Raw genomic sequence first — 16117 nt, 5'->3', positions numbered from 1 at the left:
ATAGCGTCGCCAGCAGCCGTACGCGGGGGAGACGCGTACGGGGAATCGGGGGATTCATGCAGATCGTCTGACCGGCATTGCCCCGGCGGGCGCGCTGCCACCCGAGGATATCCGCCATGGATCGTTCCTGGTATCGCATTGCATTGCGTGGTGTTTCGCGCGCGACCTCCGCCCGTTCCCTCCTCATTACCGCCGCTGCGTTGGGCGTGTTCCTGTCCGCAAGTGGTCCTGCACTGGCCCAGTCGGTCTGCAACCAGACCGGCGGTACTGCGCCCACTGCTACAGGCGGGAGCGCTTTCGCCTGCGGCGACGGCGCCACTGCCAGCGGCGGCCTCGGCACGGCCTTCGGCACGGACAGCAGTGCCGGCGGCGGCAACGCCGTTGCAGTGGGTGGTCTTTCCAACGCCTCTGGCGAATTCACCACCGCGCTGGGCCGAAGTGCGACCGCCAGCGACGACGCCGCTACCGCCGTGGGGTTCAACAGCGCCGCTACAGGGAACAATTCGGTCGCACTGGGCGCCAATTCGGTAGCCGACCAGGCAGACACTGTATCGCTGGGTGCCGCAGGAGCGGAGCGGCGGGTCACCAACATGGCACCTGGCACGAACGCCACCGACGGCGTCAATGTCAGCCAGCTCAACAACACCGCCGCGACCACGCTCGCTTCGGCCAACCAGTACACCGACGAACAGGCCGATGCCACCCTGACCGAGGCCAACACGTATACCGACCAGGTGGCCGGCGATACGTTGACGGCGGCCAACGATTACACCAACCAGCAGGTCAACCAGATCGGCGGAATGGCCAGCGGGGCAGCAGCGGCGCTGGAACAGTTCCGGGCAGAGGCCAATGACCGCTTCGCGGGCATCGACTCCCGCTTGAACGCCATGGATGACAGCCTGCGCACGATGGACAAGCGCATCAGTCGACAGGCGGCCATGACCGCCGCATTCGTACAGAGCTCCGGCATGCCCGACGTCGGTAAGAACTACCTCGGTGCCGGGGTGGGCTGGTCCGAAGGCGAGAACGCCTTTGCCGCCACGTTCCGCCGCCGGTTCACCGAGCACTTCACGGCGTCCGTCGGCGGCGCCAGGAGCGGCAATGAAAGCTCAGTGGGCGTGGGCGCCGGCTTCACCTGGTAGCCGCGCCCCCCCTTTAAGTGTCCAGACGCCCGGCCAGCCCGGGCGTCTTTGTCTCCGGTAGCGCCGGCCGTTGGCCGGCCCACGCCATGTCCGGCGATGCGCAGCGCAACAACGTCCAGCCACCGTCACGGGTCAGGCGTCGGTTTCCCGACGCCGGGGTTCCGACGTCCCCTTTGCGACCTGCTGACGCACCGGCTTTCCGCCACGCCCGGCATGTAACCGGTTGCGCCGCGGGTCCCTGCAGCCCGCCATCACGACATCGCTGAACCACTCAGCCGTTTCGGCACGGGGCTTGCAACGTCATCACTCGAAACCCCCAAACAGCCGGAACGTTCCAGATGTCACACTCCGTCACCTCGATTCTTTCCCAGATCCGCACCTACCAGACCCAGGTCGGTCAGTCCGTTGAGACCCCCCAGACCAACGCCCTGCAAGGGCTGCAGGGGCTGGGAGCGCCGCAGGACGTGCAGGGCCCGAGCTTCACCGAAACCCTGCGTGGCGCGATCGCCGGCGTCAACGAGGCGCAGCAGAAATCCGGCGCCCTCGCCCGCGCCTTCGAACTGGGTGAACCCGGCGCCGACCTGGCCAAGGTGATGGTCGCCTCGCAGCAGTCCCAGATCGCCTTCCGCGCCACCGTGGAAGTCCGCAACCGTCTCGTCCAGGCTTACCAGGACGTGATGAACATGCCGCTGTAAGGATAGAAACGCATGGCCCTGTCGCTCACCAAGGAATCCCTGAACGCCGAAAAGGCGGGCCAGTGGTTCGACCGGCTGCAAAGCCTGCAGATCACCCGTCGGCTTGGCCTGATGGCGATGATCGCCGTGGCCGTTGCGGCAGGCCTGTTCGTGTTCTTCTGGTCGCAGAAGCCGGGGATGGTGCCGCTGTACACCGGCCTGGACCAGAAGGCCACCGCCGAAGCCACCGACCTGCTGCGTGCTGCACAGATTCCGTTCGAACTGGATGCGGCCACCGGCGGCATCACCGTGCCGGAAAAGAACCTGCACGATGCGCGCCTGAAGCTGGCCGGCTCCGGCCTGACCGACAGCGGCCGGCTCGGCTTCGAGCTGATGGAGCGCGACCCCGGCTTCGGCGTCAGCCAGTTCATGGAAAATGCCCGCTACCAGCACTCGCTGGAAACCGAGCTGTCGCGCACCATCAACACCCTGCGCCCGGTGCGCGATTCGCGCGTGCACCTGGCCATTCCCAAGCCCAGCGCCTTCACCCGCCAGCGCGACGTCGCCAGCGCCTCGGTGGTGCTGGAACTGCGCGGTGGCCAGCAGCTGGAACGCGGCCAGATCGATGCCATCGTGCACATGGTGGCCGCCAGCATTCCCGACCTGGCCGCCGAGCGCGTCACCGTGGTCGACCAGAACGGGCGCATGCTCAGCGTGTCCGACCCCAACAGCGAAGCGGCAGTCAACGCCGCCCAGTTCGACCAGGTGCGCCGCCAGGAAACCTCGTTCAACCAGCGCATCCGCGAGCTGCTCGAGCCGATGACCGGCCCGGGCCGGGTCAACCCGGAGGTCAGCGTGGACATGGACTTCTCGGTCACCGAAGAAGCCCGCGAAATCTACAACGGCGAGCCGCAGAAGCTGCGCAGCGAACAGACCAGCGAAAACAGCACGACCACCCCGGGTCCGCAGGGCGTACCGGGTGCGGCCAGCAACACGCCGCCGGGTCCGGCTGCGGCACCGGCCACCGCTGCCACGCCTACCGAAACCGCGCGCAACGCCACACGCAACTACGAACTGGATCGCACCCTGCAGCACAGCCGCCAGCCGGCCGGCCGCATCAAGCGCGTTTCCGTCGCCGTACTGCTGGACAACGTGCCGCGCCCGGGCGCCAACGGCAAGACCACCGAGCAGCCGCTGTCGGCCGCTGAACTCACCCGGGTCGAAGCGCTGGTCAAGCAGGCAGTGGGCTTCAACGCCGAACGTGGCGACACCGTGTCGGTGATGAACGCTCCGTTCGTGCGTGAAGTCACCCCCGTCGAAGGGCCGAAGTGGTGGGAACTGCCGCAGGTGCAGGACGGCCTGCGCCTGCTGCTCGGTGCCATCGTGGTGCTGGCGCTGGTGTTCGGCGTACTGCGCCCGGCGCTGCGCTCGATCACCGGCACCCCGAAGAAGCCCGGCCGGGACGACAGCCTCGAACCGCACAGCGCCGACGTGCAACTGGTGGACGATGGCGAAGGCCTGCCCCAGCTCGGCTCGGACCGGGTACACCTTTCTGGCCAAGAGCCGCTGGCATTGCCCGTGGACTCCTACGAGGAACGACTGCGCATGGCGCGTGAAGCTGTAAAGACCGATTCCAAGCGCGTGGCCCAGGTGGTCAAGGGCTGGGTGGCCAATGATTGATCCCGCAGCCCCCCCTGCCCCGCTGAGCGGCGTGCAGCGCGCCGCCGTGCTGCTGCTGTCCCTGGGTGAAGTGGAAGCGGCCGACGTGCTGCGCCACATGGAACCGAAGGAAGTGCAGAAGATCGGCATCGCCATGGCGACCATGAGCGACATCACCCGCGAGCAGGTCGAGCGGGTCATGGACCAGTTCAGCACCGAACTGGGCTCCAAGACCTCGCTTGGCGTCGGCTCGGACGACTACATCCGCAACATGCTGGTGCAGGCCCTGGGCAGCGAGAAGGCCGGCAACCTGATCGACCGCATCCTGCTCGGCCGCAACACCACCGGCCTGGATGCGCTGAAGTGGATGGACCCGCGTGCGGTGGCCGACCTGGTCCGCAACGAGCACCCGCAGATCATCGCCATCGTGATGGCCCACCTGGAAACCGACCAGGCCGCCGATGCGCTCAAGCTGCTGCCCGAGCGCACCCGCGTGGACGTGCTGCTGCGCATCGCCACCCTGGACGGCATTCCGCCCAACGCGTTGAACGAACTGAACGAAATCATGGAGCGCCAGTTCGCCGGCAACCAGAACCTGAAGTCGTCCAACATCGGCGGCGTGCAGTGCGCGGCCAACATCCTCAACTTCATGGACAGTGGCCAGGACCAGGCCATCCTCGGCGAGATCTCGCGCATCGATGCGCCGCTGAGCGCGCGCATCCAGGAAAAGATGTTCGTGTTCGACGACCTGATCGACCTGGAAGACCGCGAACTGCAGCTGGTGCTGCGCGAAGTCAGTGGCGAGCGCCTGGGCCTGGCCCTGCGCGGCGCCGACATCAAGGTGCGCGACAAGATCACCCGCAACATGTCCCAGCGTGCCGCCGAAATCCTGCTTGAAGACATGGAAGCACGCGGTCCGGTGCGCCTGTCGGACGTGGAAACCGCGCAGCGCGAGATCCTGGCCATCGTCAAGCGCATGGCCGATGAAGGCACCGTCACCCTCGGCGGCAACGCGGAGGCGATGCTGTGAACCACGCCGTGCGCTGGCTTGCCCCGGACCTGCTGGCGGCCCCTGCCGCCCCGCAGGACGACCATTACGACCTCGACGAACCGGTTGCCGAACACGAGCCCGAACCGCTGCTGCAGCTGCCGACCCTGGAAGAAATCCAGGCGATCCAGGACGCTGCGGAGAAAGACGGTTTCGAACAGGGCCACGCCGACGGCCAGGCCCAGGGCCAGGCCGAAGTGCGCCGCCTGGTCGCGCAGATCGAAGGCATCCTGGACAACTTCGGCCGTCCACTGGCCCGTCTCGAAAACGAAGTGGTGGCCGCGCTCGGCGAACTGGCCGTGCGCATCGCCGGCACCCTGGTCGGCCGCGCCTACGAGGCCGACCCCGCCCTGCTCGCGCAGCTGGTTGGCGAAGCAGTCGACGCGGTGGGCGGTGCAAATCGCGACGTCGAAGTGCGCCTGCACCCCGACGACATCGCCGCACTCGCCCCGCTGCTGCAGCTCTCGCCCACCCAGCGCCTCACCGCCGACCTCACCCTGAGCCGTGGCGACCTGCGCGTGCACGCCGAAGCCGTGCGCATCGACGGCACCCTCGAAGCGCGTCTGCGCGGCGCGCTGGATGCAGTGCTGCGCAAATCCGGAGCCAGCGCATGACCCCCGAGTCCCTGCCCCCGCCCGCCGCGGACTGGTCCGCCGCGCGCAACCTGCGCCTGGCCGCGCGCCTGGACGGTATCAAGCCCGACGGCGCACATGGTCGCGGCCTGATCCGCGAAGGCGTGCTGCGCCGCGCGGTCGGCCTGACCCTGGAAGCGGTCGGCTGCGAATCGCCGATGGGCGCCAGCTGCAAGGTCGAAGTGGCCGATGGCGGCTGGGTCGATGCCGAAGTGGTCGGCTTCGCCGGCGAACGCACCTACCTCATGCCCAGCGCCGAGCTGCACGGGCTGCTGCCCAATGCCCGCGTGGTGCCCTCGCTGGGCCGTGGCGGCGTGGAAGTCGGCGAAGGCCTGCTCGGCCGCGTCATCGACAGCGACGGCGTGCCGCTGGACGGCAAGGGTCCGATCCGCGCTGAAGGCACCGTCGGCATGGCCGGCGTCTCGATCAACCCGCTCGCCCGCGAACCGATCACCCAGCCGCTCGATGTCGGCGTGCGCGCCATCAACGCCCTGCTGCCGATCGGCCGTGGCCAGCGCGTGGGCCTGTTCGCCGGTTCCGGCGTCGGCAAGTCCACCCTGCTGGGCATGATGACCCGCTACACCGCCGCCGATGTGATCGTGGTCGGCCTGATCGGCGAACGTGGCCGCGAAGTGCGCGACTTCGTCGAAAGCACCCTCGGCGAAGAAGGCCTGCGCCGCGCCGTGGTGGTGGCCAGCCCCGCCGACCGCCCACCGTTGGCCCGCCTGCACGGCGCCTACCGCGCCACCGCCATTGCCGAATGGTTCCGCGACCAGGGCCTGAACGTGCTGCTGCTCATGGACTCGCTGACCCGCTTCGCCCAGGCGCAGCGCGAAATCGGCCTGTCCGTCGGCGAACCGCCGACCACCCGCGGCTACCCGCCCTCGGTGTTCGCCAAACTGCCCGCGCTGGTCGAACGCGCCGGCAACGGCGCCAAAGGCCGCGGCTCCATCACCGCGTTCTACACCGTGCTGACCGAAGGCGACGACCCGCAGGACCCCATCGCCGACGCCGCCCGCGCCATCCTCGACGGCCACATCCTGCTCTCCCGCCGCGTGGCCGACAGCGGCCTGTACCCGGCCATCGACGTCGAATCGTCGGTCAGCCGCGTCGTCACTGAAATCGCCGACGAACCCTGGCGCCTGCGCATCCGCAAGCTCAAGCGCCTGGTCTCGGCCTACTCCAGCAACCGCGACCTGATCGCCATCGGCGCCTACCAGCGCGGCAACGATCCGGCCACCGACGAAGCACTGGAACGCTGGTCGGACATCGTCGATTTCCTCGGCCAGGACGTCGGCAAAGCCGCCGACCTGCCGCACAGCCAGGCCGCGCTCAAGCGCCTGGTGGAACCTGAGGGCTAACCCATGCAATCCAAGCGCATCGATCCCCTGCTCAAGCGGGCCCAGGACCACGAAGACGAAGTCGCCCGCGACCTCGCCGAACGCCAGCGCGTGCTCGACACCCACCTCTCACGCCTGGAAGAGCTGCGGCGCTATGCCGAGGAATACGCGAACGCACAGATGGCCGCCACCAGCCCGGCCCAGCTGCTCAACCGCCGCGCCTTCCTCGACCGCCTCGACACCGCCGTCGCCCAGCAGCGCCAGACCGTCGACAGCAACCGCGAAAAGGTCGAAGCCGAACGCGCCCGCCTGATCCTGGCCAGCCGCGACAAAGCCGTGCTCGAACAGCTCGCCGCCAGCTACCGCGCCCAGGAAAAAGTCCTGGTCGACCGCCGCGACCAGCGCGAAATGGACGACCTCGGCGCCCGCCGCAGCCGCCTGGCCCGCGCCGAAGACACCGACAGCGGAGACACCCCGTGATGCCCCCCAGCCTGCTCGGCAGCAGCGCCGGCCCCACCGCCAGCAGCAGCGCCACCCCCACCAGCCCCAGCGCGCGCAACACCGCCAGCGGCGGCAGCGACCGTCGGGACTTTGACGCCCTGCTGAAAGCCGACGGCGGCCCTAAAGACGCGCCCGCCAAGGCCAGCAAAGACAAACCCACGACCGCCGACGCCGGCGGCAGCAGCACGGGCGACGCCCCCGGCCGCCCCGGCGCGGACGCGCCAGCCGAGGCCACCGACCCGGCCGCCGCGCCCACGACTGCCGCCAGCGACACGCCGACCGCCAGCGACGCCACCGACGACGCCGACACCGCTCCATGGCCGCCGCTCGGCCTCGCCGGCCTGGCCTTGGCCGGCGTCGAAGCCGTCACCGTCATGGCCGCCCCGGCCGCCAATGCCGACACCGCCCTGGCCAAGGCCGACCCGGCACTCCCCACCGCGCCCACCACCCCCGCCAACGCACTGCCCGCATCCGCGCTGCCCGGTCTCGCCCCCGCCGCCACTGCCAGCAGCGCCGCGCCCATCGCCCTGCCGGCCGACGCCCAGGTCACGGAAGACGTCGCCCTGCCCGATTCGCTGAAAGACGCCATCGCCAACGCCGGCAGCGACAGCGACGCCCCCACCACCCCGCTCCTGCACGCCCTGCACGCCGCCGCCGAACTCAAGGCCGCCGCCACCGCCAGCACCCCGTTCCAGGGCGACCCCACCGCCACCCCGCACATCGGCGGCGACGACTTCGACGACGCCATGAGCGCCCGCATCGGCTGGCTGGCCGACCAGAAAATCGGCCACGCCACCATCAAAGTCACCCCGCACGACCTCGGCCAGATCGAAGTCCGCCTCCAGATGGACGGCGACAAGGTCCACGCCAGCTTCAGCAGCGCCCACGCCGACGTCCGCCACGCCCTCGAATCCAGCATCCCGCGCCTGCGTGAAATGCTGGACGACCAGGGATTCCAGCTGGGCAATGCCGACGTTGGCCACCAGCAGACCGCCCAGGATGGCAAGGCAAACGGCGGCCAGGCAGGTCACGGAACCGGAGACGGAGACGCGGCATTGGTCGAAACAACGATTTCCCCATCGCAATTGATGCGCCAGCGCGGATTAGTCGACGCGTACGCATAAAGCGACCCGACCAACGGTCGGGCCCTACCGAAACACAGGCCGATGTAAGACGCCCGGCCAGCACACCGGTTTTGCATTGGTTTTTCCCCCGTCAATGGGACACCGTCATAGGTGGGTCGGGGCCGGTTTGCGGGGGTGTGAGCGGCATGGATGCCGCGACCAAGCCCCCAGGGATGGGTTCACGGCGTCCCCCGCAAACCGGCACCGACCCGCCAAGCCTCAGACAGCGCACAGCCGACGCCGTTGCCGTTGCCGTTGCCGTTGAAACGTCAAATTCCCGACAACGAAACACCGGCGCATTACGGCACGCCCTTTGCATGTAGCCAGGAAGCAATCCTATGGAGCTTCCCCTCGTGGCCGCAGCCGCTGACAAAACCAAGAAATCCACCGACAAGGACAAGGCCGCCAAGCCGCGCAGCCCCCTCCTCGTCACCGCCCTGATCGCCGTCGTCGCCGCTGGCGCCGCCGGTGGCGGCGTGTGGTACTTCACCCAGTCCCACGACGAGAAGACCCCCGCCAAAGCCGCCACCGCCAAATCGGCCGTGCCCGCCCCCGCCCAGTACTTCGGCCTCGAACCCCCGTTCGTCGTCAACCTCAGCAGCAGCTTCGACGGCCCCCGCTACCTCCAGGTCGAAGTCCAGCTCATGACCCGCGACCCGGCCGCCCTTGAAGCCATCAAGCTTCACGCCCCCGCCATCCGCGCCAAACTGCTCATGCTGTTCTCCCAGGTCGAACCGGCCCAGATCGCCGACCGCGCCGGCAAAGAACGCCTGCAGGCCGACTCCCTGGCCGAAGTGCAGAAACTGCTCAAAGCCGAAACCGGCAGCAAGGGCGTCGACGAACTGCTGTTCACCAGCTTCGTCACCCAGTAAGGGCATCCCATGAATGACCTGCTTTCCCAGGACGAAATCGATGCCCTGCTGCATGGCGTCGATTCCGGCGCCGTCGAAACCGAAGTCGACGCCATCGCCCCCGGCGAAGCGCGCAACTACGATTTTGCCAGCCAGGACCGCATCATCCGGGGGCGCATGCCGACCCTGGAAATGGTCAACGAGCGCTTCGCCCGCCTCTGGCGCATCGGCCTGTTCAACCTGATCCGCCGCTCCGCCGAACTGTCCGTGCGCGGCATCGAACTGATCAAGTTCAACGACTACATGCACTCCCTGTATGTACCGACCAACCTCAACCTGATCCGCTTCAAGCCCCTGCGCGGCACCGGCCTGATCGTCTTCGAGCCTACCCTCGTGTTCGCCATCGTCGACAACTTCTTCGGCGGCGACGGGCGCTACCCCACCCGCATCGAAGGCCGCGAGTTCACCGCCACCGAAATGCGCGTCATCCACCTCCTGCTCAAGCAGACCTTCGCCGACCTGCGCGAAGCCTGGGCCCCGGTGATGGATGTCGAACTCGAATACATCAACTCCGAAATCAACCCCCACTTCGCCAACATCGTCACCCCCCGCGAATACGTCGTGGTCTGCCGCCTGCATGTCGAACTCGACGGCGGTGGCGGCGACATCCACGTCACGTTGCCGTACTCGATGCTCGAACCGATCCGCGAACTGCTCGACGCCGGCATCCAGAGCGACCGCAACGACCGCGACGAAAGCTGGGGCACCATGCTGCGCGAACAGCTCAACATCGCCGAAGTCACCCTCTCCAGCGTGCTCGCCACCAAACGCATGAGCCTGCGTGACCTCACCCAGCTCAAGATCGGCGACATCCTGCCCATCGACCTGCCTCCCCACGTGCCGCTGTGCGTGGAGAACATTCCCGTGTTCACCGGCCAGTTCGGCGTCGCCAACGGCATGAACGCCGTGAAGATCACCGCTACCCATCCCCCGGGCACCCGCCCGCGCGCTCCCGTTATCCAGGAAGACCCGCAATGAACGACGACATCGAAACCAACGAACCGGCACCGGCGCAGTTCACCACCCTGCACTCCGACGAGACCAGCGGCGGCCCGGATCTGAACCTCGACGTGATCCTCGACGTACCGGTCACCCTGTCGCTGGAAGTCGGCCGCGCCCGCCTGCCCATCCGCAACCTGCTGCAGCTCAACCAGGGCTCGGTGGTGGAACTGGAACGCGGCGCCGGCGAATCGCTCGACGTGTTCGTCAACGGCACCCTCATCGCCCACGGCGAAGTCGTGGTCATCAACGACCGCTTCGGCGTGCGCCTGACCGACGTGGTCAGCCCCAGCGAACGGATCCGGAGACTGCGTTGATTTCCCTGGCACTCATTGCCGCCGGCGCACCGGCGGCCAAGGTCGGCCAGCACGCCGCCGCGGCACCCAGCATGTTCGGCGCCGTGCTCGCACTGCTGGCTGTGCTGGCGCTGATCGTCGGCCTGGGCTGGGTGCTCAAGCGCATGCCCGGCAGCGGCTTCAAGCCCGCCGACGGCCTGCGCGTGGTGGCCAGCCTCAACGTGGGTGCCAAGGAACGCGTCGTCGTCGTCGATATCAATGGCGAACAGCTGCTGCTCGGCGTCACCGCCGGCGGCATCAACACGCTGCACCGCCTGCCCGAACCGCTGCCCACCCCGGAACCGGCGCGCCTGCCGGATTTCAAGAACCTGCCGAATTTCGCCCAGCTGCTGCAACAGCGGCTGCGCAAGGAAAAATGATCATGCGTGGCCCCCGTGCATCCTGGACCCGTTACCTGCCGTTGCTGCTGACCCTGCTGCTGTGCGCGTTGCCCGCGCTGGCCATGGCCGCGCCCGGCGCGCCCGCCGTGCCCAACCTGCCCGACGTGAATGTCGGCAAGATCGGCGGCGCCCCGGTCAGCCTGCCGCTGCAGACCCTGCTGCTGATGACCGCGATCACCCTGATCCCGTCGATGCTGCTGGTGCTTACCGCCTTCACCCGCATCATCATCGTGCTGGGCCTGCTGCGCCAGGCACTGGGCACCGGCCAGACCCCGTCCAACCAGGTGCTGCTCGGCCTGGCCCTGTTCCTGACCGCCATGGTCATGCTGCCGGTGTGGCAGAAAGCCTGGGGCAGCGGCATGGCGCCCTACCTCAACGGCGAGATCGACTTCCAGACCGCCTGGACCCTCACCACCCAGCCGCTGCGCGCCTTCATGCTGGCCCAGATCCGCGAAACCGACCTGATGACCTTCGCCGGCATGGCCGGGCATGGCACCTACGCCAGCCCCGATGCCATTCCGTTCCCGGTGCTGGTCGCCTCGTTCGTCACCAGCGAACTGAAAACCGCCTTTGAAATCGGCTTCCTGATCTTCATCCCGTTCGTGATCATCGACCTGGTCGTGGCCAGCGTGCTGATGTCGATGGGCATGATGATGCTCTCGCCGATGCTGGTCTCGGCGCCCTTCAAGATCCTGCTGTTCGTGCTGGTCGACGGCTGGGTGCTGGTGGTCGGCACCCTCGCCGCCAGCTTCAACGCCGTCTGAGGTCGCCATGACACCCGAACTTGCCCTGACCGAACTGCGCGGCGGCCTGATCACCGTGCTGTGGGTAGCCGGCCCGCTGCTGTTGACCGTCCTGATCGTCGGCGTGGTGGTCGGCGTGGTGCAGGCTGCCACCCAGCTCAACGAACCCACCATCGCCTTCGTGGCCAAGGCCGCCGCGCTCACCGCGGTGCTGTTCGCGCTCGGCAGCCTGCTGATCGGCCACCTGGTCGAATACACCACGCTGCTGTTCCAGCGCATACCGCATCTGATCGGATAGCCCCGCGATGGATTCGGCAACCCAGATGGCCGCCGACGGGCTCAACGCCTTCGGCATGATCGGCACCGTGCTGTGGACCATGCTGCGCATCGGCGCCATGATCATGGCCATGCCGCTGGTCGGCAGCCGCGCGGTGCCGGCACGGGTGCGCGTGATGCTGTCCGGCGCATTGGCCATCGCGCTGTCGCCGATGCTGCCGCCCGTCCCGGCCTGGACCGGTTTTGACGCGGCCACCGTACTCAGCATCGCGCGCGAACTGGCCATCGGCATCTCCATCGGCTTCCTGCTGCGGCTGGTGTTCGAAGCCGGTGCCATGGCCGGCGAACTGGTCTCGCAGGGCACCGGCCTGGCCTTCGCGCAGATGAGCGATCCGATGCGCGGCGGCACCTCGGGCGTGATCGGTCAGTGGTTCTATCTTCTGTTCGGCCTGCTGTTCTTCGCCGCCAACGGGCATCTCGCCTTGATCTCACTGGTGATGGACAGCTACAAGGCAGTGCCGATCGGCGCATCGCTGCCCGACCTCGATGCGTTCATCAGCACCGCGCCCACGTTCCTGCTGCAGGTGCTGCGCGGCGCGTTGACGCTGTCGCTGCCGATCACGGTCGCCATGTTGGCGGTGAACCTGGCCTTCGGCGTGCTGGCGCGTGCCGCACCCGCGCTCAACCCGATCCAGCTGGGCCTGCCGGTCGCCCTGTTGCTGGGCCTGTTCCTGCTGACCGTGCTTGCCGGTGAAATGGGCCCCCCGGTGCAACGCCTGTTCGACGCCGCGTTCCAGACCGCCGACGGCCTCACCCGCTAGCGCCGGCCCCGTCGCGTACGCGCCCGTATGTAAAACAGGTGACGGTCGCGTGATGGCTGCATGAAATTTGGCCGGATTTGCGCTTGCTTTCGCCCCCTCCTGTGTCGTTAACATGCGCTCACGGCAGGGGGAACGTGCCTGAGCAGTCCGCGCAGACGCGCGGTCCAGTCTTTTTAGATTGCAGCTGTGTACGCCAGGGAGAGTCATGATGCTCGTCGGCAGTTACACCCCATGGTTGGTCGTGGTTTCGCTGCTGGTCGCCATCATGGCGTCCTTCACCGCGCTGGACATGGCCAATCGGGTCACCACCGCGCCTTCGCCAAGGATCAGCGTGCTGTGGCTGCTGGGCGGTGGGTGCGCCATGGGCCTGGGAATCTGGTCCATGCACTTCATCGGCATGCTGGCCTTCAAGCTGCCCATTCCATTGGGGTACGACCTTGAACTGACCGCGGTATCGTTGCTGGCGGCGATCGCCTCCTCGATCTTCGCGCTCTGGCTGGTCTCACGCGCCACGCTGCCGCACTCGCGCCTGGCGCTGGGTGCATTGCTGATGGGCAGCGGCATCGCCAGCATGCACTACCTGGGCATGGCGGCCATGCTCATGCGCCCGGGCATCGAATACCACCCGGGCTGGTTCACCCTCTCTCTCATCATTGCAGTGGCGGCATCGTGGGTCGCGCTGTACGTCGCCTTCCGCCTGCGCCACAACGACACCCGGCTGCAGCATCGCCTGGCGCCGGCGGTGGTGCTGGGCGCGGCGATCGTCGGCATGCACTACACCGGCATGGCCGCGGCACGGTTCCCCGCTGACAGTGTGTGCGGCGCCGCCGCCGGCACCGGCCTGCAGACCCAGTGGCTGGGAGCGCTGGTGATGGTGCTCACCATCGGCATCCTGGCCGTGGTGCTGTTGGTGTCCTGGCTGGACCAGCGCCAGCAGGCGCAGCTGCTGCGGTTGCGCAACCTGCACCTGCGCACGTCGTTGGACGATGCGCACGCCGAGCTCAGCCAGGCCGCCCTGCACGATCCGCTGACCCACCTGCCCAATCGCCTGCTGCTGCAGCAGCGCATTGAACAGGCCCTGGTGGATGCCGAACAACGTGGCGGGCGTTTCGCGGTGATGTTCATGGACCTGGATGGCTTCAAACAGGTCAACGACGCCTACGGTCACCAGACCGGCGACGCCCTGCTGGTCGCGGTGGCCACGCGCACCCGCCAGCTGCTGCGTGCCGCCGACGTGATGGCCCGCCTGGGCGGCGACGAATTCGTGCTGGTGGTCGGCATCGACAACGACGAGGACGTGTCCAGCCTGGCCGGCCGCATCATTCAGGCCGTGGGCACCGGCAACCTGGTGCCCGGGCATGAGCTGCAGGTCACGGCCAGCATCGGCATTTCCATCTGCCCCGACCACGCCACCACCGAACGCCAGTTGATGGGGTATGCCGACGCGGCGATGTACCAGGCCAAGGAGGCCGGACGCAACGCCTTCGTGGTGTTCGCCGAGTGGATGAGCGACAGCGCCGAACAGCAGTTCCGGCTGCTGGCCGACCTGCGCCGCGCGATCCAGGCCAACCAGCTGTTCCTGCACTACCAGCCCAAGGTGCGGGTCAGCACCCACCAGGTCTGTGGCGCCGAGGCCCTGGTCCGCTGGAACCACCCCGAGCACGGCCTGATTCCACCGGATCGTTTCATCCGCCTGGCCGAACGCAGCGGGGTCATCCACGAGATCGGGCGCTGGGTGCTCAACGAAGCGTGCCGCCAGCTGCGCCGCTGGCATGACGCCGGCCACGACAGCTGGTCGGTATCGGTGAACCTGTCGCCAATCCAGTTCGGCTCCCCGAACCTGCTCGGCGAGATCAGCGACGCGCTGAAACTGCACCGGGTGGAACCGCGCCGGCTGGTCCTGGAGATCACCGAAAGCGCGGTGATGCGCGACACCGAGACCAGCCTGCGCCTGCTGCAGGCCCTGGCGCGGCTGGGTGTGGGCATTTCCATCGACGATTTCGGCACCGGCTATTCCAGCCTGCTGTATCTCAAACGCCTGCCGGCCACCGAGATCAAGATCGACCACGCCTTCGTGCGCGACCTGGAAAACAGCTCCGAAGACGTGGTGATCGTCTCGGCCATCGTGGCGCTGGGGCATGCGCTGGACATGGACATCGTGGCCGAGGGCGTGGAAACCGCCGGCCAGCGTTCCTACCTGGAGCGGCTGGGCTGCGACTTCCTGCAGGGCTACCTGCTCGGCCGCCCGGTCGACGCCGAGCGCTTCCTGCAGCTCCACGACCTGCCACGCCCACGGATGGTGGTGTCACAGGACCACAAAGCCTCGCAGGGCGGGCATTTCCTGGATTAGCCGCACACGCGCAACACCACCGCTCCTGCAACGATCAATCCGGCGGCGACCCATCGTTGCCGGGTGACCCGTTCGCGTAACACCAACGCAGAGATCAGCACGCCAAACAGGATCGAGGTCTCGCGCAGTGCCGAGACCATCGCCACAGGCGCCTGCGTCATCACCCAGAGCACCACGCCGTACGATGTCAGGGTACCTACGCCGCCGACGAGGCCATAGCCCCAATTCGATCGTGCATAGGCGAAAAGCTGCGGCGCGCGGGTAGCGAGGGCCCAGACCGGCAATGGCAGCCCCGACAGCAGGAACAGCCACAAGGTGTAGCCCAGCGCCGAACCAGACTGCCGCGCCCCCAAGGCGTCCACCAGCGTGTAAGTGGCAATCATTCCGGCGTTGAGCAGAGGCAGCCACATCTGCCGACGCACGATCCCGTGCGACATGCACAGAATACCGAAGCAGATCAGCCCGATGCCGGCCCATGCCAATCCCGGCAGGCGCTCGCCGAGAACTGCCCCGCCCACCAGCGCCACCAGGATCGGCGCGCAACCCCGCATCAACGGATAGGCCGCGCTCATGTCGGTCACCCGGTAGGTACGCGCCACCAGCAGGTAATACCCCGCCTGCAGCACGGTCGACGCCGCCAGCCACGGCCAGCTGCGCGGATCCGGTGCGGTCATGAAAGGCAGGCACATCGCCGCGATCAACGCCGCCGAGCCGGTCACCAGGATCGTGGTGAACAGCGTATCGCTGCCGCGTTTGACGATGGCGTTCCAGCTGGCATGCAGCAGCCCGGCGAAGAGCACGGCGCAGAACAGGAAAGGCGACATCGATTACCGCAGCAGTCAGTTGAACCTGGATGATGCCATTGATGATGCCGGTGGCGCCGGGCCGTTGGGCTGTTGCTGGTAGGGTCGCATCCCGATCGACTGCACGTGGATTGCCCGCGTTCGATGGCGGCATGACCTCCGTCGGGGAACGCTTCTGCGCTTCCCGTCATGCGTTACCGGACGTTGACCCCGTATCGGCGGTCGTTTGGGAACCGACCCTACTCTCCCGTCGCCGTCGCCGTCGCCGTCGCCGTCACCATCACGATCACGATCACGATCCCGAGCGAGAGCTCGATCACTGTCCCTGTCACGTGCTCTGCTCCCGGCACGTCGTCCG

17 protein-coding genes are annotated in these 16117 nt (G+C 67.7%); 16 read left to right on the top strand and 1 reads right to left on the bottom strand.

The genetic code is table 11. From position 1 onward, the window contains the following. Window positions 1-116: 116 nt before the first annotated feature. The 16 genes from SOM39_RS13695 to SOM39_RS13620 all read left to right on the top strand — a co-directional run bounded on the left by SOM39_RS13695 (window position 117) and on the right by SOM39_RS13620 (window position 14956). On the top strand, window positions 117-1142 hold the full coding sequence (locus SOM39_RS13695) for a YadA-like family protein (protein ID WP_320458624.1): 1026 nt from the start codon (window positions 117-119) through the stop codon (window positions 1140-1142). Between the two features lie 338 nt (window positions 1143-1480). Further along, entirely contained in the window at window positions 1481-1837 is a 357-nt protein-coding gene (fliE, locus tag SOM39_RS13690; RefSeq protein ID WP_068851684.1) for a flagellar hook-basal body complex protein FliE, read from the top strand. A 12-nt stretch (window positions 1838-1849) separates the two neighbouring features. Next, on the top strand, window positions 1850-3496 hold the full coding sequence (fliF, locus tag SOM39_RS13685) for a flagellar basal-body MS-ring/collar protein FliF (protein WP_320458623.1): 1647 nt from the start codon (window positions 1850-1852) through the stop codon (window positions 3494-3496). A 22-nt stretch (window positions 3497-3518) separates the two neighbouring features. Beyond that, a complete protein-coding gene (gene fliG, locus SOM39_RS13680; protein WP_068854644.1) occupies window positions 3519-4505 on the top strand; it encodes a flagellar motor switch protein FliG in 987 nt (328 codons plus the stop codon). Next, window positions 4502-5137: a FliH/SctL family protein gene (locus tag SOM39_RS13675; protein ID WP_068851678.1), complete on the top strand. Its 636-nt coding sequence runs from the start codon at window positions 4502-4504 to the stop codon at window positions 5135-5137. Before fliG ends, SOM39_RS13675 begins: the two co-directional genes overlap by 4 nt. Then, window positions 5134-6516, top strand: a complete 1383-nt coding sequence (locus tag SOM39_RS13670; RefSeq protein WP_095363805.1) for a FliI/YscN family ATPase — start codon at window positions 5134-5136, stop codon at window positions 6514-6516. The genes SOM39_RS13675 and SOM39_RS13670 overlap by 4 nt, the downstream gene beginning before the upstream one ends. Window positions 6517-6519: 3 nt before the next feature. After that, on the top strand, window positions 6520-6975 hold the full coding sequence (gene fliJ, locus SOM39_RS13665; RefSeq protein WP_068851672.1) for a flagellar export protein FliJ: 456 nt from the start codon (window positions 6520-6522) through the stop codon (window positions 6973-6975). Next, window positions 6975-8120 carry a flagellar hook-length control protein FliK gene (locus tag SOM39_RS13660; protein WP_320458698.1) on the top strand — a complete coding sequence of 382 codons (1146 nt, stop codon included), beginning with the start codon at window positions 6975-6977 and terminating at the stop codon, window positions 8118-8120. Before fliJ ends, SOM39_RS13660 begins: the two co-directional genes overlap by 1 nt. Window positions 8121-8458: 338 nt before the next feature. After that, window positions 8459-8992: a flagellar basal body-associated FliL family protein gene (locus SOM39_RS13655; RefSeq protein WP_176472652.1), complete on the top strand. Its 534-nt coding sequence runs from the start codon at window positions 8459-8461 to the stop codon at window positions 8990-8992. 9 nt (window positions 8993-9001) lie between these two features. Beyond that, window positions 9002-10009 (top strand): flagellar motor switch protein FliM, encoded by a 1008-nt coding sequence (gene fliM, locus SOM39_RS13650; protein WP_068851665.1) that lies wholly within the window; start codon window positions 9002-9004, stop codon window positions 10007-10009. Then, window positions 10006-10347 (top strand): flagellar motor switch protein FliN, encoded by a 342-nt coding sequence (fliN, locus tag SOM39_RS13645; RefSeq protein ID WP_184123708.1) that lies wholly within the window; start codon window positions 10006-10008, stop codon window positions 10345-10347. Before fliM ends, fliN begins: the two co-directional genes overlap by 4 nt. Then, window positions 10344-10745: a flagellar biosynthetic protein FliO gene (fliO, locus tag SOM39_RS13640; protein WP_068851659.1), complete on the top strand. Its 402-nt coding sequence runs from the start codon at window positions 10344-10346 to the stop codon at window positions 10743-10745. Before fliN ends, fliO begins: the two co-directional genes overlap by 4 nt. A gap of 2 nt (window positions 10746-10747) precedes the next feature. Further along, window positions 10748-11530, top strand: a complete 783-nt coding sequence (gene fliP, locus SOM39_RS13635) for a flagellar type III secretion system pore protein FliP (protein ID WP_068851657.1) — start codon at window positions 10748-10750, stop codon at window positions 11528-11530. 7 nt (window positions 11531-11537) lie between these two features. Beyond that, the gene (locus tag SOM39_RS13630) at window positions 11538-11807 is read left to right on the top strand and encodes a flagellar biosynthetic protein FliQ (protein WP_017356083.1); all 270 of its coding nucleotides are present in this window, start codon (window positions 11538-11540) and stop codon (window positions 11805-11807) included. A 7-nt stretch (window positions 11808-11814) separates the two neighbouring features. Further along, window positions 11815-12606: a flagellar biosynthetic protein FliR gene (gene fliR, locus SOM39_RS13625; protein WP_068851654.1), complete on the top strand. Its 792-nt coding sequence runs from the start codon at window positions 11815-11817 to the stop codon at window positions 12604-12606. Between the two features lie 208 nt (window positions 12607-12814). Next, the gene (locus SOM39_RS13620; protein WP_320458622.1) at window positions 12815-14956 is read left to right on the top strand and encodes a putative bifunctional diguanylate cyclase/phosphodiesterase; all 2142 of its coding nucleotides are present in this window, start codon (window positions 12815-12817) and stop codon (window positions 14954-14956) included. Here SOM39_RS13620 and SOM39_RS13615 read toward each other — a convergent pair. Further along, a complete protein-coding gene (locus SOM39_RS13615) occupies window positions 14953-15780 on the bottom strand; it encodes a DMT family transporter (protein ID WP_320458621.1) in 828 nt (275 codons plus the stop codon). The genes SOM39_RS13620 and SOM39_RS13615 overlap by 4 nt on opposite strands. Window positions 15781-16117 lie beyond the last annotated feature (337 nt).

The organism is Stenotrophomonas sp. CFBP8994, from assembly GCF_034044835.1.
GTDB lineage: Bacteria > Pseudomonadota > Gammaproteobacteria > Xanthomonadales > Xanthomonadaceae > Stenotrophomonas > Stenotrophomonas rhizophila_A.
This window is presented reverse-complemented; position numbering and strand designations above follow the sequence as displayed.

Bases quoted from the DNA above. Each gene is read 5' to 3' on its own strand.
- SOM39_RS13695 (WP_320458624.1), top strand. From the start codon at position 117: ATGGATCGTTCCTGGTATCGCATTGCATTGCGTGGTGTTTCGCGCGCG.
- fliE (WP_068851684.1), top strand. From the start codon at position 1,481: ATGTCACACTCCGTCACCTCGATTCTTTCCCAGATCCGCACCTACCAG.
- fliF (WP_320458623.1), top strand. From the start codon at position 1,850: ATGGCCCTGTCGCTCACCAAGGAATCCCTGAACGCCGAAAAGGCGGGC.
- SOM39_RS13670 (WP_095363805.1), top strand. From the start codon at position 5,134: ATGACCCCCGAGTCCCTGCCCCCGCCCGCCGCGGACTGGTCCGCCGCG.
- fliJ (WP_068851672.1), top strand. From the start codon at position 6,520: ATGCAATCCAAGCGCATCGATCCCCTGCTCAAGCGGGCCCAGGACCAC.
- SOM39_RS13660 (WP_320458698.1), top strand. From the start codon at position 6,975: ATGCCCCCCAGCCTGCTCGGCAGCAGCGCCGGCCCCACCGCCAGCAGC.
- SOM39_RS13655 (WP_176472652.1), top strand. From the start codon at position 8,459: ATGGAGCTTCCCCTCGTGGCCGCAGCCGCTGACAAAACCAAGAAATCC.
- fliM (WP_068851665.1), top strand. From the start codon at position 9,002: ATGAATGACCTGCTTTCCCAGGACGAAATCGATGCCCTGCTGCATGGC.
- fliN (WP_184123708.1), top strand. From the start codon at position 10,006: ATGAACGACGACATCGAAACCAACGAACCGGCACCGGCGCAGTTCACC.
- fliP (WP_068851657.1), top strand. From the start codon at position 10,748: ATGCGTGGCCCCCGTGCATCCTGGACCCGTTACCTGCCGTTGCTGCTG.
- SOM39_RS13630 (WP_017356083.1), top strand. From the start codon at position 11,538: ATGACACCCGAACTTGCCCTGACCGAACTGCGCGGCGGCCTGATCACC.
- fliR (WP_068851654.1), top strand. From the start codon at position 11,815: ATGGATTCGGCAACCCAGATGGCCGCCGACGGGCTCAACGCCTTCGGC.
- SOM39_RS13620 (WP_320458622.1), top strand. From the start codon at position 12,815: ATGCTCGTCGGCAGTTACACCCCATGGTTGGTCGTGGTTTCGCTGCTG.
- SOM39_RS13615 (WP_320458621.1), bottom strand. From the start codon at position 15,780: ATGTCGCCTTTCCTGTTCTGCGCCGTGCTCTTCGCCGGGCTGCTGCAT.